Source organism: Bacillus sp. FSL H8-0516, assembly GCF_038635285.1.
GTDB lineage: Bacteria > Bacillota > Bacilli > Bacillales > Bacillaceae > Bacillus > Bacillus safensis.
This window is the reverse complement of the sequence record NZ_CP152051.1, coordinates 993,806-1,014,890: the sequence shown is the minus strand read 5'-3', so window position 1 is coordinate 1,014,890 and position 21,085 is coordinate 993,806. Positions and strand designations below refer to the sequence as shown.

General features: G+C 40.5%; 20 protein-coding genes. 11 read left to right on the top strand and 9 right to left on the bottom strand.

Translation table 11 applies throughout. The features are described from left to right. Positions 1–9: 9 nt before the first annotated feature. Positions 10–1,224 carry a DNA repair exonuclease gene (locus MHB67_RS04870; RefSeq protein ID WP_283859984.1) on the bottom strand — a complete coding sequence of 405 codons (1,215 nt, stop codon included), beginning with the start codon at positions 1,222–1,224 and terminating at the stop codon, positions 10–12. A gap of 172 nt (positions 1,225–1,396) precedes the next feature. On the opposite strand from MHB67_RS04870, the gene MHB67_RS04865 reads away from it, so the two are divergent. Further along, positions 1,397–1,585: a YhzD family protein gene (locus MHB67_RS04865; RefSeq protein ID WP_073204555.1), complete on the top strand. Its 189-nt coding sequence runs from the start codon at positions 1,397–1,399 to the stop codon at positions 1,583–1,585. A 30-nt stretch (positions 1,586–1,615) separates the two neighbouring features. On the opposite strand, the gene MHB67_RS04860 is transcribed toward MHB67_RS04865, so the two are convergent. Further along, positions 1,616–2,389, bottom strand: a complete 774-nt coding sequence (locus tag MHB67_RS04860; RefSeq protein WP_051582030.1) for an enoyl-CoA hydratase — start codon at positions 2,387–2,389, stop codon at positions 1,616–1,618. A 181-nt stretch (positions 2,390–2,570) separates the two neighbouring features. Between MHB67_RS04860 and MHB67_RS04855 the strand changes: the two genes are divergently transcribed. From MHB67_RS04855 to MHB67_RS04845, 3 genes are all read left to right on the top strand, one after another. Then, a complete protein-coding gene (locus MHB67_RS04855; protein WP_232624175.1) occupies positions 2,571–2,897 on the top strand; it encodes a potassium:proton antiporter in 327 nt (108 codons plus the stop codon). Between the two features lie 64 nt (positions 2,898–2,961). Next, entirely contained in the window at positions 2,962–3,459 is a 498-nt protein-coding gene (locus tag MHB67_RS04850; protein WP_024425442.1) for a cation:proton antiporter regulatory subunit, read from the top strand. Between the two features lie 3 nt (positions 3,460–3,462). After that, complete coding sequence (locus MHB67_RS04845; RefSeq protein ID WP_034282218.1) at positions 3,463–4,686, top strand: cation:proton antiporter; 1,224 nt, start codon at positions 3,463–3,465, stop codon at positions 4,684–4,686. Between the two features lie 37 nt (positions 4,687–4,723). Here the strand turns inward: MHB67_RS04845 and MHB67_RS04840 are convergent, their stop codons facing one another. The 5 genes from MHB67_RS04840 to MHB67_RS04820 all read right to left on the bottom strand — a co-directional run bounded on the left by MHB67_RS04840 (position 4,724) and on the right by MHB67_RS04820 (position 10,617). Further along, positions 4,724–5,998 (bottom strand): SidA/IucD/PvdA family monooxygenase, encoded by a 1,275-nt coding sequence (locus MHB67_RS04840; protein WP_044333736.1) that lies wholly within the window; start codon positions 5,996–5,998, stop codon positions 4,724–4,726. Between the two features lie 75 nt (positions 5,999–6,073). Next, the gene (locus MHB67_RS04835; protein WP_342492923.1) at positions 6,074–7,573 is read right to left on the bottom strand and encodes a coproporphyrinogen III oxidase; all 1,500 of its coding nucleotides are present in this window, start codon (positions 7,571–7,573) and stop codon (positions 6,074–6,076) included. A 113-nt stretch (positions 7,574–7,686) separates the two neighbouring features. Further along, the gene (locus tag MHB67_RS04830; protein ID WP_039177545.1) at positions 7,687–8,553 is read right to left on the bottom strand and encodes a Cof-type HAD-IIB family hydrolase; all 867 of its coding nucleotides are present in this window, start codon (positions 8,551–8,553) and stop codon (positions 7,687–7,689) included. A gap of 452 nt (positions 8,554–9,005) precedes the next feature. Next, positions 9,006–9,362 (bottom strand): YlbF family regulator, encoded by a 357-nt coding sequence (locus MHB67_RS04825; RefSeq protein ID WP_024425750.1) that lies wholly within the window; start codon positions 9,360–9,362, stop codon positions 9,006–9,008. A 121-nt stretch (positions 9,363–9,483) separates the two neighbouring features. After that, complete coding sequence (locus MHB67_RS04820) at positions 9,484–10,617, bottom strand: DUF445 family protein (RefSeq protein WP_073204543.1); 1,134 nt, start codon at positions 10,615–10,617, stop codon at positions 9,484–9,486. Between the two features lie 213 nt (positions 10,618–10,830). On the opposite strand from MHB67_RS04820, the gene MHB67_RS04815 reads away from it, so the two are divergent. The 7 genes from MHB67_RS04815 (at position 10,831) to MHB67_RS04785 (ending at position 17,110) form a co-directional block, all read left to right on the top strand. After that, positions 10,831–11,943, top strand: coding sequence for a YheC/YheD family protein (locus MHB67_RS04815; protein ID WP_073204540.1), 1,113 nt, complete (start codon positions 10,831–10,833; stop codon positions 11,941–11,943). Beyond that, positions 11,900–13,258, top strand: a complete 1,359-nt coding sequence (locus MHB67_RS04810; protein ID WP_103132127.1) for a YheC/YheD family protein — start codon at positions 11,900–11,902, stop codon at positions 13,256–13,258. The genes MHB67_RS04815 and MHB67_RS04810 overlap by 44 nt, the downstream gene beginning before the upstream one ends. 152 nt (positions 13,259–13,410) lie before the next feature. Then, the gene (locus tag MHB67_RS04805) at positions 13,411–13,620 is read left to right on the top strand and encodes a YheE family protein (RefSeq protein ID WP_003211787.1); all 210 of its coding nucleotides are present in this window, start codon (positions 13,411–13,413) and stop codon (positions 13,618–13,620) included. Between the two features lie 20 nt (positions 13,621–13,640). Continuing rightward, positions 13,641–14,516: a helix-turn-helix domain-containing protein gene (locus MHB67_RS04800; RefSeq protein WP_024426580.1), complete on the top strand. Its 876-nt coding sequence runs from the start codon at positions 13,641–13,643 to the stop codon at positions 14,514–14,516. Positions 14,517–14,660: 144 nt separating this feature from the next. Further along, complete coding sequence (gene ugpC / locus MHB67_RS04795) at positions 14,661–15,767, top strand: sn-glycerol-3-phosphate ABC transporter ATP-binding protein UgpC (RefSeq protein WP_024425745.1); 1,107 nt, start codon at positions 14,661–14,663, stop codon at positions 15,765–15,767. A 236-nt stretch (positions 15,768–16,003) separates the two neighbouring features. Continuing rightward, a complete protein-coding gene (locus MHB67_RS04790; RefSeq protein ID WP_024425744.1) occupies positions 16,004–16,207 on the top strand; it encodes an alpha/beta-type small acid-soluble spore protein in 204 nt (67 codons plus the stop codon). A 285-nt stretch (positions 16,208–16,492) separates the two neighbouring features. Beyond that, positions 16,493–17,110: an NAD(P)H-binding protein gene (locus MHB67_RS04785; RefSeq protein ID WP_103132128.1), complete on the top strand. Its 618-nt coding sequence runs from the start codon at positions 16,493–16,495 to the stop codon at positions 17,108–17,110. Positions 17,111–17,227: 117 nt separating this feature from the next. On the opposite strand, the gene MHB67_RS04780 is transcribed toward MHB67_RS04785, so the two are convergent. Together MHB67_RS04780 and MHB67_RS04775 are read right to left on the bottom strand one after the other, a co-directional pair. Then, on the bottom strand, positions 17,228–19,243 hold the full coding sequence (locus MHB67_RS04780; RefSeq protein ID WP_044333755.1) for an ABC transporter ATP-binding protein: 2,016 nt from the start codon (positions 19,241–19,243) through the stop codon (positions 17,228–17,230). Next, positions 19,240–20,997 carry an ABC transporter transmembrane domain-containing protein gene (locus tag MHB67_RS04775; RefSeq protein WP_034282232.1) on the bottom strand — a complete coding sequence of 586 codons (1,758 nt, stop codon included), beginning with the start codon at positions 20,995–20,997 and terminating at the stop codon, positions 19,240–19,242. Before MHB67_RS04775 ends, MHB67_RS04780 begins: the two co-directional genes overlap by 4 nt. Positions 20,998–21,085 lie beyond the last annotated feature (88 nt).

The window sequence follows — 21,085 nt, the reverse complement described above, 5'->3', positions numbered from 1 at the left end:
CTCCTTTTCTCATAATTGCTTCAGCTGTTCCGTCAGCAGCCTTTGTGCTTCTTCTTTTATATCCAATTCATCCTCTTTTGTGAGCGCTTTTCCTGACTTCCTGTAGATTGGGTGACGCTTGATCGGTAAAAGCAGCTCTTCATATGACTCAAACTGTGCAATTTCTGCCGTTAGTTCCTTCAAAAAGGAATCCTCTGGATAGATCACATCCTCATTTGTTCGGCAGTCAATTGACATCACCCAAACGAACACGTCTTCATCTTCCTCCTGCTCATGAAAAACAGTCAACAGCTCTTCGAGGACCTCAAGCTGCATATGCTCAAAGTAAGAAGGTGCATCACCTGTCAATTCAATTCTCACAAAATGAGGAACGCCTTCCTCTTTCAGCTCATTGATTTTGCCTTCCACAAGTGTGACAAGATCCGTCATATGAGCCGTTTCTGTGATGTCTATGGCCAGTTTCTCAAAGATGATATCTGCACAGCTGATAAAATCCGCTGTGTGAGAATCTTCGGAGAGGTGAATCAAGTAACAGCCTTTTTCTCCCGTTTCTTTTATATGTCTGCCTTGCACATTACCAGGGTAAATAATAAATGGGTCTTCATGAAGGAGGGCTCTTTTATGTATATGTCCGAGCGCCCAATAATCGAAATCCCGTGCTATGAGCTGCTGAAGCTGAAATGGGGCATATGCATCATGTCCTTCTTGTCCGGCTAATGTGCCGTGAAGCATTGCAATGTGATAGGCAGCATCTGTTGTTTTGACATAATGAGATGTCATATTTTCATAGACAGCCCGCTCTTTGTAGCTAAATCCATAAATACTCGCGACAAGCTGCTTCCCTCGATAATAGGAGTGCTCACTTGGTGTACTGCTCGAAAAGACATGTACATTCTCGGGCCACTCAATCGGTGTCCATTCCCCGCCTAAATGATCATGATTCCCATAAATAATAAAGACTTCAATCCCGTGCGTTTGCAGTCTTACAAACTGATTTCTTAAAAACAGCTGTGCTTTTAAGCTGCGATTGGATTCATCAAATAAATCTCCGCTCAGCAGCACAAAGTCTACTGCCCGCGCAACGGCAAGATCAAAGATGTTCTTAGCACTTTGAAATGTACTTTCTTTGAGCCGCTTAAATATAGAATTAGGTATAGTCGACATTCCTGCAAATGGACTGTCTAAATGTAAATCTGCGGCATGAATAAAGGTGAGCTTAGTCAAACGTCTATCTCCTTGTCCGATACTGTCATTGTCCATATTTTATCATGCCATTTTTACGAATGCACGTTCTATCACTCTCAATCTAAAAAACACATTTTTAAGGGCTAAAAAAGAGGTTTTGTCTTATTCCATGTTTAATTACATTAAAAAACAGAGGAAAGGAAGATGAGGCATGGAGAAGACATACTTTTTAACCGTATTTGACCGGTCGGGTGAGACTTTATTAAATGAAAAAATCATAGCGGATAGTGACAAGAAAGCAAAGGAATTAGGACGTCATCGCTTAATGGAACAACAATACACAAAGCATTCTCATCGACTCGTTGATCAAGCAGGAAAGCTGCTTTTATTTGAACGTTAAAAAGCCGGCTTTCGCCGGCCTCATGTTCATTTATGCTTTTTGAAAGACAGGACGTCTTTTTTCTAAAAAGGCTTGTATACCTTCCTTGTGATCATGACTTTTTCTCAGTCTTGCCTGTGCTGCTCTCTCTTTTTGAAGAACGGCTAAGAGCTTTGATTCTGACTGCTGGAAATAGATCATCTTTGTTTCGATAAAGGCTTGAAGCGGCATGTTCATAAATGGCTTCACACACACTTTTTGGTACGTATCGACCTCATCCTGAAACACCCCGTCTGCAAGGCGCAGCTTTAACGCTTCTTCAGCTGGCAGCTTTTGTCCGCTCCAAATCAATTGTTTAGCGGTTTGCTCACTGACTCTTTTTGTGAGGAAAAAATGCCCCCCGCCATCTGGAATTAATCCTACTCCATTAAAATTCATGGCAAGTTTTGCATCCTGATGCATAAACAAGTAGTCACAGCTTAGAGCAAAGCTAAAAGCGAGGCCTGCTGCTGACCCGTGGACAAGCGCAATCGTCACTTTTTTCATACCAGCTAGAGAAAGTGTAATTCCCTCGATCAAATCCATCACACGATGGAAATCTTCTTCACTTTCCTGCTTGAGCATCATCCCAATATCTCCGCCTGCTGAAAATCCTTTTCCCGCTCCCTTGATGACAACGACTTTTGCACTGCTTTCCTCCGCTGCATCACATGCTTCTTTGAATTCAGCAAACATGTCCACATGAAAAGAATTATAAGCTTCAGGCCTATTGAAAACGATTTCAAAAACATCCCCGTCTAACTGACAATTGATATATGTCATCATCCATCCCCCTCTTCTTTTAAAAGCTCATAACTTACTTCCATTTCCATCATGTAAAACCTTTTTCTCTAAACAAAAAATTTCAAGATCAATTGATACTAAAATAAGCATAATGATTGAAACAAGAAATATATTTTTATATAGTAAAAAAAGAAAGAAAATAAATTTGAAAGGAGGAGGATGATTGATCAGATGTTCCATCATGATATTGGTTAGCTTCATCGTCATGTTTTCTCCTTTTTCAAATGTCGTTTTTGCTTCACAGGCAGAAGCGAGCACACCTAGCCTGATTTCTCCATCCATTTATGATGAAAAAATCAATGCTGTGAAGACACCTTCGTTTTCAAAAAAACATGCTTCATCCATTCTGTTGAAGGACAGATTATCAATGATGGATGCCAAGACTTTTCTGCCAAAGCCTGCCCCATCAGCTGCATTGTCCATTGATCTATGTTTTTTGGAAATGAAGTGTGCGATCCCCGTTATGTATCAATCTAATTACCTCTACTGATTCATTTTATTTCATCCGCATTTACAATATGAAAAACACAGACTATCAAATTCGGAGGGATAAAATGAACATTAAAGAAAATGATCTTCCTGGGATCGGAAAGAAATTTGAAATTGAAACGAGAAATAGAGAAAAAATGACGATTGTGATTCATGATGATGGCAGACGGGAAATTTATCGTTTTGACGATGATGATCCAGATGAAGTGCTGTCTACCATTTCACTCGATGATGCTGAATCCCGGCAAATCGCTGCTATTATCGGCGGTATGGTGTATAAACCGCAGGCACTAGAAACCATTGAAATGGCCTTCAACGACTTGATCATTGAATGGTTTAAAGTGGAAAAAGGTGCAAAAGCGGTTGGACATACACTCGGTGATTTAGATGTGAGACAAAATTATGAAGTCACCGTGATTGCGATCATTAAACATACAAATGAAAAATTACTCAACCCTGGTGCCGATTCGATTATTCAAGCAAATGATACGATGGTCATTTCGGGCGAAAGAAAACACTTGAAACGATTGGTACGTGATTTTCTTTCTAGAGGGGGAGAGTGATGAATGGATCATTTAGTCTTTGAAGTTGGGACGGCGCTAATTCTTATCGCCATCGCCAGCTTAATCGCCAATAAAATTAAATTTTCTATCATCCCTTTTCTCATTGTCCTCGGAATGATTGTTGGGCCGCATGCTCCAACTATCGGGATCATTGATTTGAAATTTATCGAAAGCACGGAGATCATTTCGTTTTTTGGCAGAATGGGCGTCCTGTTCCTTCTTTTCTATCTTGGACTTGAGTTCTCTGTCGGAAAACTCATTAAATCGGGTAAATCTATTGCAGTCGGCGGATCTATTTATATTTTGATCAACTTCAGCTTAGGACTGCTCTACGGTTTTATCACAGGGTTTGGATTCCTTGAGGTTCTCATTATGGCAGGGGTGATCACCATTTCATCCAGCGCCATTGTGGCCAAGGTCCTTGTCGATTTGAAACGGACGGCAAATCCTGAAACAGAGTTAATTCTAGGGATTATTATGTTTGAGGATATTTTCCTTGCCGTATATTTATCCGTCGTATCAGGTCTTGTTCTTGGAGATGCCACTACTGTTGGCGGTGCCTTATTATCGATTTTAATCGCTTTTGGTTATATGATGCTTTTCTTTATCATTGCGCGGAAGCTGCCAAAACTATTAAATAAGTTGTTTGATATCCGTTCAAACGAAGTGTTCATCATTGTGATTTTTGCGGCTTTGTTCTTTGTCGCTGGTTTCTCAGAAACGATTCATGTAGCAGAGGCTATTGGGGCTCTCTTACTTGGTCTTGTTTTTTCAGAAACAGAGCACTCTGACCGCATCGAGCATCTCGTGGTTCCGTTTAGAGATTTCTTTGGAGCGATGTTCTTTTTCAGCTTTGGTCTCAGTATCGATCCGTTTACATTGGGTGATGCCTTCTGGCTTGCGATCGGCGCTGTGATTCTTACCTTAATTGGGAACTTCACTGCCGGAATGTTCGCTGGACGGAGAGCTGGATTTTCTCATAAAGCCTCTTCTAATATTGGATTAACCATCGTATCGAGAGGAGAGTTTTCAATCATTGTTGCCGAGCTTGGCATCGCCGGCGGACTTGCCGCTACTTTGAAACCCTTTGCTGCATTGTATGTCTTAATCCTTGCGATCTTAGGACCGCTCGTAACGAAAGAATCTAAGAAAATCTATCAAATCCTAAACAAAATCTTCAAATGGAAACCTGAAAAACCAAAAGTAAAAAAAGAAACGACAATCTAATGAAAAAGGGCCCTATGCTTGGGCCCTTTTTTATGTCTTATTCAAATTGCTGAAATGCAGTTTCTTGCTTGACTGGCGCTTCCTCGACCCCGCGAATGGTTCGAATGACTTTCTGGTTGCGGTAAATCGATAGTTTCAAATTGGTCGCCGCTGTTCCATGAGAATGATCAAGATTCGTGAATGTAAAAAAATGATTTGAACGCTTGTCTTTGAACACAAGCCTGAAGTCGTCTGTCACTTTAAAATGCTCATCACTTTCCCATTCAATCAAAGGTTCATATGCACTAAACCATTCAGGAATATTCGGCGTGTATCCTGTAGCCAATACAGCATGATCTACAGTTATGCTTTTTTCTTTCTTCAGCTGCCACTGTTTGAGATGCAGCTCCAAAGGCTGATGCTCTCCTCTTTGAATCGCTTCAAGCTCGGTCATTGGCTGAATGAGCACAGATGGCTCTTCACCTGAAACGGAGCGATGATACAACTCCTGATAAATGCGCGAAAGCGTTGATGCATCGATGCCATTTCTTAATCCTGTCAGCCTAGGCAATGTGTTCATACGTTCTTCATAAGGAAGCGAATGAAAATACTCGACATACTTTGGTGTAAAAAGTTCTTGGCCAAGTTCTGCCGTCTCCAGCTCTCTAAATTCACTAGAACGTGTAAACCATGAAAGCTGCTGTCCTTTCTTTTGATGCTGAAGCAGGTCTAAGAAAATTTCAGCTGCACTCTGCCCTGAGCCGATTACCGCCACCGACTCAGCTTCGTGAAGTGCTTTCTGCTGATCTAAATAACGGCTGCTATGGGTCACATATGGGTATGCTGCTTCAGGCACATCGACTGGAATCATTGGTTTGCTTCCTGTGCCTAACACGACATGCTTTGCACGATACTCAGAAAGCGATCCATCGTTCAGCCGTCTGACTTTCACAAGGTAGCCATCTTGGCAGTCCGTCACTTCTTCTACCTTCATCCCGAACTGACAGCTGTCTAATTCTCCTGCCACCCATGATAAATACTCATTGAATTCTCTCCGAGGGATATCAAACTGTTCAAATGTATAGAACCGGTGAAGTCTATTTGATTCATGTAAATAATTTAAAAATGTATACCTGCTCCTTGGATTCGCCATTGTGACAAGGTCTGCTAAAAAGGAAACTTGCAAATCCGTTCCTTTGATCAGCATACCAGGATGCCAAGCAAACTCAGACTCTTGTTCAAAAAAACAGCATGAGACTTCCTCATACTCCTCTAACAAAGCGGCCAATCCTAAATTGGCGGGCCCAATCCCAATTCCGATCACATCTATCATATGTACACCTGCTTTACCTTTTTATCACTTATATACCCTTTTACAAATGAAAAAAACACTGCGTCATCGCAGTGTTTAAACGTGAGAAATAAATAATGATTCAAGGAATTGAATCTTCTCTTCTGTATATTGTTCATACCGGTCATTATACGATTTTGGATCTTTTGGATTGGCATACTGCGTAATTTTTCCTGATCGTGGATCAATGAATTTACTTGCTGCACCGCATCCAATGCCAATGATTGTCTGTACTTCTTCCATGATAATGATATTATACAAACTTTCCTGTCCATCTAATGAATACCCGACATTTTCGAGATTTCCCAAAATATTTTTTTGTCTATATAAATAATACGGGTGATATTGATGTGCTTTCGTCCAAGAGACCGCTTCATCCATCATACGCGTGATTTCTTCTCGGTCTGCTACTTGGTATTTCTCCTTATTGCGCGTCATTTCAGATGCTCTTTTAAAGGAGAGTGTATGCACGGTTAAAGATTCAGGCTTGAGCTCTTTAGTCTGCTGCAAGGAGTGCTGAAATTCTTTGAGCCCTTCTCCCGGCAATCCAATGATTAAGTCCATATTGATATTATTCATGCCGTACTGTCTTGATAAGTGATACTTTTCAATCGTTTCTTCCACACTATGATGCCTGCCAATAGCCTTTAGTGTTTCATTCTCATACGATTGCGGGTTAATGCTAATCCGGTCAATATTGTAGCGGTTTAGCACCTCTAGCTTATCAGGGGAAATCGTATCAGGACGCCCTGCTTCGACAGTCACTTCCCGTATATGCTTCACATCAGGGAACGAGCGATACATTTCTTCATACAGCAAGTCCATTTCTTCCGCTGTGATGCTCGTTGGCGTGCCTCCGCCAAAGTAAACGGTCGTCACTTTGATCCCGTGTTCTTTTAGCCATGCGCCCATTTTTTGCATTTCATAATGCAGACCAAACAAAAACGTTCCCACTCTGCCAGCTTGTCCTTTAATGGCGTAAGCAGGGAACGTGCAGTAAGCACATTTTGTGGGGCAGAAAGGAATGCCAATATAAATACTCACTTCCTGCTGAAGGTCATACAGATCTGGAATGGCTTTAAGCTGACGATCGACAATCTCCTGCATCAAATTGATTTTTTCATCATGAATCAAGTAATCACGCTTTAACGCCGTATGTGCATCTTCCTTTGACATGCCCTCTCTCAGCATCTTATGAAGCAATTTCGTCGGACGTATTCCTGTGAGAATCCCCCACTTTTGTGTCATTCCTGTGTGCTCCTGAAGCAAGTGTAAATAAACAGACAGCACTGTGTTTTTGATTTGTTTCCAGCGCTCCTTATCGTTCAAGCTCTCTGGAACATCCCGCGAAAAACGACTGGTGATGTCTGATCCATCGATATGACCAGATGCTTCCACCATGCCATTTTCTTCCTTCCAGCTAAATACCATGATCAAACCATCATCCAGTTCACTTGGTTCAAACATCACTTCACTATCTTCTTCAAATAAATTGGCTATATTGACAAGCGGGCGATGAAATCGTTCATCTGACAGCCCTTTAATTAAAATTCGCATCATATCACCTTTATCTTCAAACTTGTTTCATTTTACAAAATTCATGTAGGAAAAGCAATGAAGGGAACAGACGAAGGCCCTGTCATTTCTTGATTGACAGGGCCTTCACTGTATTATCGCTTAATATCAAATTGATGTAAAAATCCTTCTCTTTGCTGCATTCTAAAGTATTCCTTGATCATATAAGCCACACCCTGTTCATCATGCGAGCGCGTCACCCAATCGGCTTTACGCTTGACATCATTGGGGGCATTTCCCATAGCAACGCCTAAACCAGCCAATTCAAGCATTGGAATGTCATCTGTTCCATGACCAATGACAACCGTATCTTCTAAAGTAAAACCGAGTGCAGAGGTTAAAAGAGAAAGTCCCGCTTCCTTCGAAACCCCTTTGCATACAATATTCATTTTCTCATCACTGATCCTAATAAGATCAACAGATGGGAATGCTTGTTGAATGGTCCTGTGAATCTCAGGCTGAAGCTCCGCGGTCGAATATACTTCAATCACTGGAGTACTGACTGGTTCATCCATCAGCATATCACTTAAAGATTCAACAAATTGGACGGGATAGAAAATTGGATCAGACGGATGAATGAGCGTCTTTCCCATCAGCTGAGACTGCGTTTTTTTCCGGTTGCCGATCGAGAATTTTTCATGCAGCAAGCGGACATTACAATCGAAGCTTTCAAGGATTTGCACAAGATTAAATGTCTTTTCTTCCGTTAATTTTTTCACATGAAGCGGCTCATCGAGTTTATCGGCGATAAATGCACCACTATGCGTCACAAGGGTTGATGTTGGAATCTTCAACGCCTTGGCAATTTTTTGAGCGGAACGAAAATGCCGGTTGGTGACAATCGTCACGTAAACCCCTTTTTTCTTTACATATTCCACAGCTTCTTTTGTAGCAGAATGGATTTTACCATTGGAACGAAGTAACGTCCCATCTATATTGAGTGCAAGTAGTTTTTTTGACACTGAGGCATCCCCCTTCTTGATGACTGTACTTACGATGAGGATATGCCCTAGCTTGGTGCTTTAGAACATGCAGTTGAAAGAGCCCTAGGTTATGAATAGATGGATAAATAAAAAAAGCCTACCCCTAGGCTTTTTTTTATGTATGGTTTGGATGCGTTACAATGGAGTGATGAAGCTCCCCATGATCCCCTTATCATTTACACACCAAAGCATTGCTTATATCAGATCCCCTTATGATGCTTTGCGTTTCTCCCAGAAGCGCTTCTCTCTCGTTTGGCTCAACGCCATAAATCCCAAGTGAAACGCACCCAATTGTCCCTTGAGAGCGCCTTTTTGAAAGCACTTTCAATATAAGTATTATCGCAGAATTTATGTGCTTCGACAACCTTTTTTTAAAAGATATTGAGGAGAAAAGATAAAACAAAAAAGGGCGAATGACATCGCCCTTTCCATTAGTTTTCTTCTGGATTCCCATAAAGCTCTTCAAGTGGCTTCATGATAATTTTATTTAATTCACCGATAAGAACACTCACACGTTGTTCTGCTTCCATCAACTGAGAGATTTTGTCGTGCTGCTGAACAAGAGCAACTGTTTTTTGAGCTTGCTCCACTTCTTCTTGTGTGATCTCTTGACCAGTCATTTGTTTTTGTTGAAGGTTTACTTGAATGTCACGGAAGTTCTCAAACATTCTTTTAGAGGACTCATCCGCGTTTACCTCATCATAAAGATTTCTTAAAGTTGAATATTCTTCGCTATGACGCAATGCTTTTTCAAGGTCATATGCAACATCATAAAGATTTACAGACATGTTATGTCTCCTTTCTATCCGTTATCACCGATATGATCGGCGGACACCACTCCACTATAACAAACTATGGCTTTCGTTTCACATATATACAATGAATTCATTAAAATTTCTATAGCTTGTCTTAGAATAGCGCCACAAAAACAGCCTGGATAGCACCAATCATCCCGCCTAAAAGACCGCCTAGAAATGTGATCATCTTCAGCTCTTTATTAGAGATGCTGACTACAAGCTCTTCCATTTTTTCAAGCGGGAAAAGTTCAATTTGTTCACGAATGATATCTTCAAATTGCAGCTTTGCAAGCAGACTCTCTAAAGCATTTGAAGCCGCTTCGATCCCCTTATTAATCAACACTGGCGCAAAATATGTTTTAAGGTCATCCGCTACAGCACTGACATAAGTTCCAACTGGTTTGTCTAATATCAGCTTTGTAGAGAAATGAGAAAGCAATTGATTTTTCACACTAAAAATAAGTTCCTTCACATTCCATTTTTCATCAAGCTCATGAAGAGAAAATAGCTTCACCTTGTCCCATTCTTGAACAAGTAAATCTGCTAAAAATCTTTTTGTTTCTGCATTTCTTAAGAACTTGATAATTTCTGGATGCACACGGTCAATTAAGCTTGAATTCCCTAGAAACATTTGGACCATACTGCCAAGCATTCCCCGTTCTTTTAAGAAATCATCAATCATATTGCCAAGCCTGGCTTTGCCTTCATCACTTTCAAAATAATGAATGCCTCTCTTTAAAATATAATCTGCTGCATCTGGAATTTTTGATGATATTTTGGTTTCCACTTCTACCGGGAGCAATTCAGATAAAGTTTGCTCGTTATATGTTTCAAGCAATGAAGCGAGCTTCTGGTCAGACCACTGATGGAGCCATCTATCTGCTTTGACATCAGCCTGTGAAAAGCCGAATTTTTCTAGCAGTGAGAATACGGTGATCTCCATATTTGCGCCTTTGTCAATATATCGATGGAATGTACGCAGGATCTCCTGCTTTGCCTCCGATGATTCAAATCGCCTTTGAATACCTTCTGGCGTGAGCAAATGCTCCATAACCATGACACCAACCTGCTTGGCTACTTCGTCTCTTCTTTTAGGAATAAGCCCTGGTGTAAATGGAAGCTGTTTTCCGAATAAGTAATATGGCTTATAAGGCCGAAAAAGCATTTTAATTGCAAGATGGTTTGTCGCTGCTCCTATGACTGCGCCGATAACAATCATAAAGATAAACGTTGTGAATATATTCAAAGTCGTCATCTACCTTTCAAACAACACCCGAGGTTTATTGTTTTGATCTATACGTATTATAGTTGTTGTCAAGTTCCCAAGCAAATGAAGCATGCAGCGAGACATATGATCAAGCGATCTGTCGTAATGATAAAGGAGCGTAAGCTTTATGTAAAATCATAAAAAAATGTTTTTTGATGGTAAAAAAAGAAGTTGAAAAGAAGGTGTTTTTTAATGACAACATTAGGTATTGCGAGCCTTTCTCCGCAGTATGAAGAGGCATTCACTCTGCAGCTCGCCAAAGCTGCCTCTTCTTATCGTTTAGAGGTTGTTCGTTTTACACCATTTGATTTAAAGCCGGCTTCAAATTTGATACAAGGCCAAGCATATACGAATGGCCAAGGGTTTGCCGACGCACAATTTCCGATTCCCGACTTGATTTATGACCGATGTCTTTACCGGCATGACGCACAATCTAAAAAAGCAAAACCCATCATGGAATGGCTAAAAAAATATCCAAAAACAGTTTTTTTGAATACCGGCATTTCAAATAAAATGGTGCTATTTGAGCAGCTCCGTCTCCTCTCTGCTTCACAGCCATATTTACCTGGCTGCTTTTTATTAAAAGAGCCCTCAGACCTGATCAATATGGTAAGGGAGTACGGTGCTGGCGGTTATTGTAGAATGCAGCCTCTCTCCCCTCAGCATGCAGCATCTACTTACTTCATTTCCTTTGATGGCAAATCAACATTTACTGTTCAACTAAGTTCCAATCAAACCATTACATTTTCTCGTACGTCAGAGCTGGAGCGCTGGTGCAAAAAATATGCAGGCCGGTATTTCCTTCAATTTTTCAACACGAATGATCAAAAAGAAATTTTATTCAATGAAATCAAGATTTTCCTTATGAAAGATTCACAAAATCAATGGAAACGCATGGGAATTCACACAAAATCACCTGCAGAAAATTGTCTTTTAAGTCATACACAAAAATCAGCTCCTGTGATAGGCTTTGAACACTATCTAAATACATTGCAGCCACACATCAAGGAACTCCTTTTAGATGATATTGCATCCATTCAGGCATCACTCCCAGCTTATATAGATAAAACTTACTCTCCTTGCTTTGAATTCGCAGTAGACTTACTTCATACAAGTGAAGGCAGACTTTTCATATCAAATATCAGATCAAAGCCAGGGCGGTCCGCTTTTTTAAATGTTTATCCTGAGAAGGAACACGAATTGATTCGTATCATTCTTGAACATGCGCAATCGACAAAGTCTCAACCGAAGGAGGTTTCTTATGAACAGAAAGCGTTGCATCATCGCCCCACACCTTACAAGTGAAAAAACAATTCATCTTCCCGTCCATTATAAACAGAAAGATGCCATCTATTCTCTTGCTCTAGGGTCTCGTTTAGTAGATGGCTTCAACATTTCCTATCATCAGCATCCAAATAAAATTTTATTATCTGAAGATCTATACAGAGGTTTACTGATTCCTTACCAATCAAAAGCTGATGTGATCATCATTGACCATACACTTTTTATAGGGCCGTTGGTTGGCATTTTCACTGCAGGTTTTGAGCAAAGTACACAGCCATTAGGAACGAGATCAGAATTTTTTATCAAACTGCTGCACTCTTTCAGGCAGCATCCTGGTTTTGCCTATCTTTTTGGGTCACATTCTATTGATTGGGAAAAAGGAATTGTAGAAGGACTGTTGTACCACGAAGATTCATGGGTTAAAAAACAGCTTCCCCTTCCGTCAGTCATTTATGACCGGCTTCCAAATAGAAAAGCTGCTCAGTCGGCACTCATTCAAGAAACGAAGCGAAAGCTCACCCAAGACTATGATATCCCTTGGTTCAACCCTTACTTTTTTAATAAATGGGAGATTCATGAACAGCTATTAACAGATGAAAAAACATGGTCCTTTCTCCCACATTCTGTACAATTAGATCCCGTGGACGCTCTTAGTAAAATTGAAACACTCCTCCATCTGCATCAAGTTATATACTTAAAACCAACAAACGGAAGTCATGGAGACGGGATTTATCAGTTAAAAAAGGAAAACGACGGAATCACTGTATCCTCAAATTTCGGAAATTCTATTCCATATGATTCAATAGATCAGTTTGTTCAAAGGCTGCGAAAGGATCATGCAATTCATGATTTTATTGCACAACAAGGCATTGAGCTTCTTCAAATAGACAATCAACCGATGGATTTCAGAGTTCATACGAATAAAAATAAAGAAGGTGATTGGACAGTCACAGCAGCAGCAGCAAAGGTTTCTGGAGATCATACCATTACGACTCACCAGTTACACGGGGGGACGGTGAAAACACTTTATGCTGTCTTTCCAGAAGAAAAGAAACGTTTGCAGATTTTACAGCAGCTTTCTCATACTGCCATCATGCTTAGCCAGGTGATAGATAAAAAAATGACCGGGCATATTGGTGAAATCGGTTTTGACTTAGGCATTGATCAAACAGGTGCAATTTGGATGTTCGAAGCAAATTCTCGCCCTGGCCGAGAGATTTTCCAGCATGTCTCTTTGAAAAAATCAGAATGGCTGATTGGAAAAAGAATCATGGATTACGCATCTTACCTTTCAAAAACGGCACTCACCACTTCAGATCACGCGAACGTCTACTGACGCTTTTTTGTCACATGTCAGTGCTCATAAATCTATGCTTTTTCTATGCTCTTTTCATGAGATGAGATACAATAAAATCAAGTTCAAGGTTGTTTCCGTGTTGTCGTGTTTGTTTATTGTTTCATCAATAAAAGCAAGGAGGCAATGATGATATGATTTCTCATTTTCAATGGAAACCCCTTTTTAAGAAAGCACAATTGCCAGGCTGGAAAATATCCTTTTTCCACAATGGTGCACACTATGAAGGCATCTACCACAAAACAGGTGACATTGAATGGGGCTCTCAGCTTCCGCCCCATGAAGTAGAACCAACTTTAAAAGAAGAAATCCACGAATTAATGCTGTTCCATGTCTATGATTAAACTGTTTAAGGAGCCCCGCCATGTTAGAAAAATTAAAACTTGTTTACGGAGACCATATCATCAGCACACCTACTCATGACAAACAAATTCTTTGGTATCAAACAGACGAAGGTGAAATATTTGGAGTAAACAAATCGGAGCTTTCAGAAAGAGAAACACTTCTTCTCAACTCTTTTCTTACACCAATTGATCTATTTCAAAAAGCGCAGACCGAGGATGAACAAAAATGGTTCAGCTATCTTTTTGAAAACAAACCACTAACTGTCCAACATCCCGTCCGTGTTTATTATTTTCAAATGATCCATCAAGAAGAACAAAGACAGCAAATAAAAGAGGCTGTGAATAACAGCCTCGAACATACTCATTTCATATGGACAGGCCCTGAAACAGCTATGCTGATTCAACCAAATGCCACATCAGAAAACAGTCAATTAGATCAGTTAAATGATTTGTCTCTAGCTATTACAAGTGATTTTTTAACAGACTCAGTCTTTATACAAGGACAGCTGCATTTGCCAAATGACCATTTACAGATGAGGTTATTAAATGAACAACAGCTATTTTTATACCATATGCAGCGAGAAAAGCTTAGATCAGGGGCAGCCACATTTTATCAATGCCTGCCTTCGTTCATTTGTTATGATGCATCCGCACTCTCTCATGCTATTTCAGATGCTTTTAAAGAAGCGGTCTTTGACCGGGATGTTTACCGAACTCTCATGACCTATATGCAATGTAATTTAAACGCATCCAAAGCAGCAAAAGCGTTATATGTTCACAGAAACAGTCTTCAATATCGAATTGATAAATTTATTGAGCGCACTGGGCTAGATATACGACATTTTCCAGAAGCATCCGCTGCTTATTTGATGATGACTCTACTCGATCTTTCATAAAGAATGAAGACATGAGCACCCTGCCCAAAAATGAAAATAGGATGTTGTGCACGTTGTCCATTTACAGACTCTTCCTCATTTTATACACTTTATTTACTAGTAAAGCGCTTTCAAAAAAAGAAGGACTGGGGAGGCTGACATCTAATGGCTGAAATGATGCTGAATCAAATTTATAAAGTATACGATAACAAGGTAACAGCAGTAGACAACTTTAATCTACATATAGAAGATAAAGAATTTATTGTGTTTGTTGGTCCATCAGGCTGCGGAAAATCAACAACCCTTCGCATGATTGCAGGTCTAGAAGAAATATCACAAGGAGACTTTCTGTTAGATGGAAAACGGATGAATGATGTAGCGCCGAAAGACCGGGATATCGCAATGGTTTTCCAAAACTATGCATTATATCCTCATATGAATGTGTACGATAATATGGCTTTTGGATTAAAGCTTCGGAAGTTTCCGAAAGCAGAAATTGATGAGCGGGTTCGAAATGCAGCTAAAATATTAGGGCTTGAGCAATATTTAGACAGGAAACCAAAAGCACTGTCTGGAGGTCAAAGACAGCGTGTTGCACTTGGCAGAGCGATTGTACGTGATGCAAAGGTTTTTCTTTTGGATGAACCGCTTTCTAATTTAGATGCAAAACTCCGTGTTCAGATGCGTGCTGAAATTTCTAAGCTTCATCAGCGTCTGCAAACGACATTTATCTATGTGACACATGATCAGACTGAAGCCATGACAATGGCAACACGCCTTGTTGTCATGAAAGATGGTTTTATTCAGCAGGTAGGAGCTCCGAAAGATGTATATGAAAACCCAGAGAATGTGTTTGTAGGTGGATTTATCGGCTCACCTGCGATGAACTTTTTTACAGGAAAGCTCTCTGACGGTGCCATTGCGGTTGGAAAAACTCATATTCGTGTACCAGAAGGAAAAATGAAAGTATTACGCAGCCAAGGCTATATTGGAAAGGATGTCATTTTAGGCATCAGACCAGAAGATTTTCACGATGAACCAGTATTTATAGAGGCGTCTGAAGGCACAAAAATTCATGCTGACGTAGAAGTAGCTGAATTAATGGGGGCAGAAACGATGCTTTATTCTTCTATCGATGGTCAATCGTTTATTGCACGTGTTGATTCTCGTACCGATGTACAGGCCGGACAGTCTATCCCTCTTGCGATTAATATGAACAAAGCCCATTTCTTTGATTCGGATACAGAGCTGCGCATTCGCTCAGCAGAATAAAAAGATATATAAGCAGCACCATCACTCATCATTGGGTGATGGTTTTTGTATGTTAACACAACATTTACCATGTTCTTTTTTCGTATGTTTTTTTCGGAAATAACCATAATACTTAGTACAAAGCAGTTACTGCATTGGGTTTCGCCAAGTGGCAAATGACTTGATCATTCGCTGGTGCGATTCCAGCAAACCCAACCAAAAAAAAACAAATCATATACAAAAAGGAGAATCACATCATGGCTAATTCTAATAGTTCAAACCAATTACTAGTTCCTGGAGCAGAGCAAGCGATCGATCAAATGAAATACGAAATCGCTTCTGAATTTGGTGTAAATCTTGGAGCAGAAACAACATCTCGTGCTAACGGTTCAGTTGGTGGAGAAATTACAAAACGTCTTGTGTCTTTCGCTCAACAAAACCTTGGCGGAACAAAAGCTTAATTTCATATCTGGATCATAGAAGGCACCTCTTATGGTGTCTTCTTTTTTTGTTTTGATCCCTCACCAAACTCCTTTCAGCTCATATCATGTAGTAGAAAGGAGCGGATCTTCATGGACATTTTTTCTGGTATGAACTTTGAACTTTTACAATTTGTAGGGATCTCTCTATTATGTGAATATGCTCATAGTATTCGGTCCTTTCATCTTTATAAAAAAAGCATCACATAAAAGTTGTACCAATTTGGGTTCTTTTCACTTATAGTATGTAGTGGAGGGATCGAACAGATGAAAATAGCTCTTTTCGGTGCTCATGGACGTGTAGGACAAGCATTTCTTCGTTTCGTTCAAGTAGATGAACGTTACATGGTTCGTTCATTGATTCGGACAAACCGAGAAGAAATGCTTGCGGGTATGTTTCAAGTCACCGGCAATTCAAGAAATCGAGAAGATGTGCTTGAGACAATCAAAGGAGCAGATATTGTTGTGAGCTGTCTATCAACAGATGGTGATGATACATTATCTGTTTCAATGGAGCATATCGTACAAGCCATGAAGCAAACGAATACATCAAGAATTATTACAATTGGTACAGCAGGCATTTTAAAAGCAAGGCAGCAGCCGGAGCTCTACCGTTTTGAAACAAATGAATCAAGACGGACCACTTCCCGAGCAGCTAAAGAGCATGCGAAAGCGTTTGAAATCCTTCAATCGACTGATCTAGATTGGACCATTATTTGTCCAACCTATTTACCAGATGGAGAAGTGACACGGTCATATCGCTATGAGAAAGATTTTCTCCCTATAGATGGAAAGAAAATTTCAGTTGACGATACCGCACACTTTTTATATCAGCAGTTAAATTCGAAGGAGTTTGTACATCAACGCGTCGGCATCGCTTATTGATGATGTTGCCTGTCCAAACAATATAACCAGTAAAAGTCGAGGACAGAACCCTCGACTTTTTCATGCAAAGGAAAGAGCCTCTTCCAATTAAATGAGGCTCTTTTTTTCTACTATTCATCAGCTGTTTGCAACAGCACCTTTTTGTAGTTCATACATTTGTGCATACAGCCCTTCTTGCTGCATGAGTTGTTCATGACTGCCACGCTCGACGATTTCACCTTTTTCTAACACCAAGATCATATCGGCTTTTTTAATAGTGGATAATCGGTGAGCGATCACAAAAGTCGTTCGTCCTTCTTTAACTACATCAAGTGCCCGCTGAATGATCGCTTCTGTTTCTGTATCAATGTTCGCGGTGGCTTCATCTAAAATTAAAATCGCTGGATCGTACGCTAATGCGCGCGCAAATGAAATCAACTGACGTTCCCCTGAGGAAAGGGTGCTTCCCTTTTCAACGACTGGTTCATCAAAGCCTTCTGGCAGGTGCTTCAATAACTCTGCGGCACCTACTTGCTTTAATGAGGATTCAATCGTTTCTCTTTTGATGTCTTCATTCCCTAAGCTCACATTGGAGGCAATCGTTCCAGAAAATAAATACGGGTCTTGCAGCACAATGCCCATTTGTTTACGGAGCGTTTGACGCGACTGATCATAAATGCTTTCACCATCTATGAGAATGTCTCCTTGCTGAATGTCATAAAAACGCAGCAGCAAGTTCATGATCGAGCTTTTCCCAGAACCAGTATGCCCCACAAGTGCAACCGTTTGACCTTTCTTCGCTTCAAACGTAATGTTCTTTAAGACATTTTTCCCTTCATTATAAGCAAAGGTGACATCTTTGAACTGAACGTGTCCCTCCAGCTTCTTCTGAACAGGTTCTTCCACTTCTGTTCCTGGTTCATCTAATAATCGGAAAACCCTTTCTGATGAAACCCTTGCTAATTCCAACCTAGAGAACTGATTCACAATGCCTGTAATCGGCTGGAACAATCGATTTAAATAATCGACAAACGCATAGAGCACACCAATGGACACAATGCCTGTCGCACTTAGCGACGCACCGCCAAAATACCAAATGAGTGCGACATATGCTAAATTTCGCAGCAGGTTAACCAAGTTATGTGAAAGAAGTGAATTTAAATGCAGCATCTTTCGCTGATATCGAAAGTGATTGTTGTTCAGCTCATCAAATTCCTCTTGCGTCGCTTTTTCATGACGAAAGGCTTGAATGATTGTCATCCCTTGAATGGCTTCATTTAGTTTGGCATTGATTTCACTGATGATCGAACGAATGCGGTGATTGTACACCGATGCAAACTTTCTATAAGTCATCGACCATAGGAAAATAATCGGTACAGCAACCAAACAGATGAGTGCCAGCTTCACATTTAATAAAAACATGGCAATGTAAATCCCAATCATGTAAATAGCACTTGTCACGAAATTTGCAAGGACTGTTACATATAAATCACGAATGGTTTCCGTGTCATTTGTTATCCTTGCGACAACTTTTCCAGCCGGTAAATTATCAAAATAGCGGATCGGCAGCGTTTGGATGTGCTCAAATACGTCTACCCTCATTTTTTGAATAATTCGATTTGCAATCCTCTGGAGCAAATAATGCTGCCCATACTGAAAGAAAATCGCAACGATGAGCAGTCCTAGATAAAATAGAACAAGCTGCACCAAACCACTGATTTCTGGCTGATAAAAAGCGAAAATCTCCTCTTTTGATAAACGCTTTACCTCATAGGTTTCACGCTCGTTCCCATTATCAATGGTGAGCTGATCTCCCGATATTTTTCTGTTTCCATCAAAACGAATCGGCTCATTCACAAAATAGTAACCGAACCCGACTTGCACTACATTGATTTGCTTTCCAGAATCCATTCCATTATTTAATCGATCGCTTCGTATATAGTTATTTCCCTGGTAATAAACGGTTTTGTCTGTCTTTTCATTGACCTCGACATACGGTTTTTCTACACCTAAAATATGATCATCAATCATTTTCTTCCCAATAAACGGCCCTGTCAGCTCAGCACCAACTGCAATCATTAGAAAGATTAAGGCAACAGACAATACTTTCTTATATAGGAGTGCGTAGGCAAGGAGTCTTCTTCCTGTTGTCATGCCTCATCCCCTCCTTCCAGCTGATTTGTTAGCTGCTGACGCAAAAATTGTTCTTTGTACCACCCATCCTGCTGGATGAGCTCGTTGTGGGTGCCTTTTTGGACAATGCGTCCTTCTTCCATGACAAGAATGAGATCGGCATGTTCAACAGCTGATAGGCGATGAGTTGTAATAAACGTCGTTTTGCCATGGCGGTTTTGTCTTAGATTTTCTAAAATAGCGGTTTCTGTTTTTGCATCTACCGCAGATAATGAGTCATCCAGAATTAAAATGTCTGGATCAATTAATAAAGCACGTGCAATAGATATTCGCTGTTTTTGTCCGCCTGACAGCGCCACACCTTTTTCCCCAACCATGGTTTCCAGACCCTCTGGCAAAAGGCGTAAATCCTTTTCAAAGTAAGCATCTTTGATTGCTTGTGCTAACTCATCTTGTTTCGCGTCACGATGACCAAAGCGCATATTCTGTTCCACGCTTTTTGAGAAAAGTATATGATCCTGCGGTACATATCCGATCCATTGAAATAACTGATCTAATTCAATGTCTTGGATCGGAACACCTGATAGCAAGATTTGCCCATCACCTGCCGGGTACTGGCGCAGAAGCTGTTTGACAATGGTCGTTTTGCCGCTTCCTGTTTTGCCTGTAATCCCAATCGTCTGTCCTTTTCGAACGGTAAAGGACACATCAATGAGATTATCTTTAGATGAGGTTGGATATCTGAATGTCACATGATCAAACTCAATATCTCCAGGCTCTTGTAACGTTTTCGGCTGAGCAGCATCTGTTACGTCCGGCTTGTAGCTGAGTGTATGATTTAACCGGTCTAACGACGCATTTCCTCTTTGCATAATGTTAATCAATTCGCCGATCGCAAACATTGGCCAGATCATCATGCCAAGATAGACGTTAAATGCAACAAGCTCCCCAATGGTTAAATCACTTTGGAACACGAGATAGGCTCCGTAGCCGATTCCGATTAAGTAGCTGATCCCCACAAGTAATTTCACTGTCGGTTCAAACAAAGAATCAATGATCGCCACTCGCATGTTTTTTTGAAATACATCATCTGTCATTTCTCGAAAGCGTTCGACATCTTGTTTCTCCTGCACAAAAGACCGAATGACCCGGACACCTGCCACTGATTCAAGAACGCGATCGTTCATATCACCAAATGCATCTTGAGCGACTGTAAAGCGCTCATGAATTTTGCTTCCATAAAACGCAATCAAGAGCGCCATCAGCGGCATAGGAATAATCGCCATTAAGGTTAATTTCCAGCTAATCGTCAGCCCCATCGTAAAGAAGATCATCAGCATATAAGCAGTGGAATCAACCAAGGTCAGAACGCCAAAGCCTGTTGTTAAGGCCACAGCATTCAAGTCGTTTGTACCTAATGCCATTAAGTTGCCGGTTTTTTTCTTTTCATAAAAGGTAGGCGTCATCTTAAGCAAGTGGCGCATCAGTTTCCCACGCATCACACGCTCCATGACATTTGCGCCGCCAAATAACTGATACATCCAAAAATATGTAAGTGTATAGACGACGACACCTAGTAAGCAAAAAATGGTCACATAAAACACAATACTGGATGTTGTAAATTGACCAGAACGAATGTCATCAACTGCCTGGCCAAGGTATCTTGGCGGCAGCATTTCAAGCACATTCACAATGAGCAGGAGCGTAATAGCAATCGTATAACGCCTCCACTCTTGTTTAAAGAACCAGCCTAATTTCGCAAATACTGAAAACATGTTTGTCTCTCCTTTTCAAGCTAGCCGCTTTCTAAATTTTCCTGCAAGTCACCTTGTTTCGTTTTTTGAGCTTTTGTCATTTGTCTTG

Excerpts from the sequence above, each read along its gene's own strand:
- MHB67_RS04865 (WP_073204555.1), top strand. The coding sequence starts at position 1,397 with ATGGAGAAGACATACTTTTTAACCGTATTTGACCGGTCGGGTGAGACT.
- MHB67_RS04860 (WP_051582030.1), bottom strand. The coding sequence starts at position 2,389 with ATGATGACATATATCAATTGTCAGTTAGACGGGGATGTTTTTGAAATC.
- MHB67_RS04850 (WP_024425442.1), top strand. The coding sequence starts at position 2,962 with ATGAACATTAAAGAAAATGATCTTCCTGGGATCGGAAAGAAATTTGAA.
- MHB67_RS04845 (WP_034282218.1), top strand. The coding sequence starts at position 3,463 with ATGGATCATTTAGTCTTTGAAGTTGGGACGGCGCTAATTCTTATCGCC.
- MHB67_RS04840 (WP_044333736.1), bottom strand. The coding sequence starts at position 5,998 with ATGATAGATGTGATCGGAATTGGGATTGGGCCCGCCAATTTAGGATTG.
- MHB67_RS04835 (WP_342492923.1), bottom strand. The coding sequence starts at position 7,573 with ATGCGAATTTTAATTAAAGGGCTGTCAGATGAACGATTTCATCGCCCG.
- MHB67_RS04825 (WP_024425750.1), bottom strand. The coding sequence starts at position 9,362 with ATGTCTGTAAATCTTTATGATGTTGCATATGACCTTGAAAAAGCATTG.
- MHB67_RS04815 (WP_073204540.1), top strand. The coding sequence starts at position 10,831 with ATGACAACATTAGGTATTGCGAGCCTTTCTCCGCAGTATGAAGAGGCA.
- MHB67_RS04810 (WP_103132127.1), top strand. The coding sequence starts at position 11,900 with ATGAACAGAAAGCGTTGCATCATCGCCCCACACCTTACAAGTGAAAAA.
- MHB67_RS04805 (WP_003211787.1), top strand. The coding sequence starts at position 13,411 with ATGATTTCTCATTTTCAATGGAAACCCCTTTTTAAGAAAGCACAATTG.
- MHB67_RS04800 (WP_024426580.1), top strand. The coding sequence starts at position 13,641 with ATGTTAGAAAAATTAAAACTTGTTTACGGAGACCATATCATCAGCACA.
- ugpC (WP_024425745.1), top strand. The coding sequence starts at position 14,661 with ATGGCTGAAATGATGCTGAATCAAATTTATAAAGTATACGATAACAAG.
- MHB67_RS04790 (WP_024425744.1), top strand. The coding sequence starts at position 16,004 with ATGGCTAATTCTAATAGTTCAAACCAATTACTAGTTCCTGGAGCAGAG.
- MHB67_RS04785 (WP_103132128.1), top strand. The coding sequence starts at position 16,493 with ATGAAAATAGCTCTTTTCGGTGCTCATGGACGTGTAGGACAAGCATTT.
- MHB67_RS04780 (WP_044333755.1), bottom strand. The coding sequence starts at position 19,243 with ATGACAACAGGAAGAAGACTCCTTGCCTACGCACTCCTATATAAGAAA.
- MHB67_RS04775 (WP_034282232.1), bottom strand. The coding sequence starts at position 20,997 with ATGTTTTCAGTATTTGCGAAATTAGGCTGGTTCTTTAAACAAGAGTGG.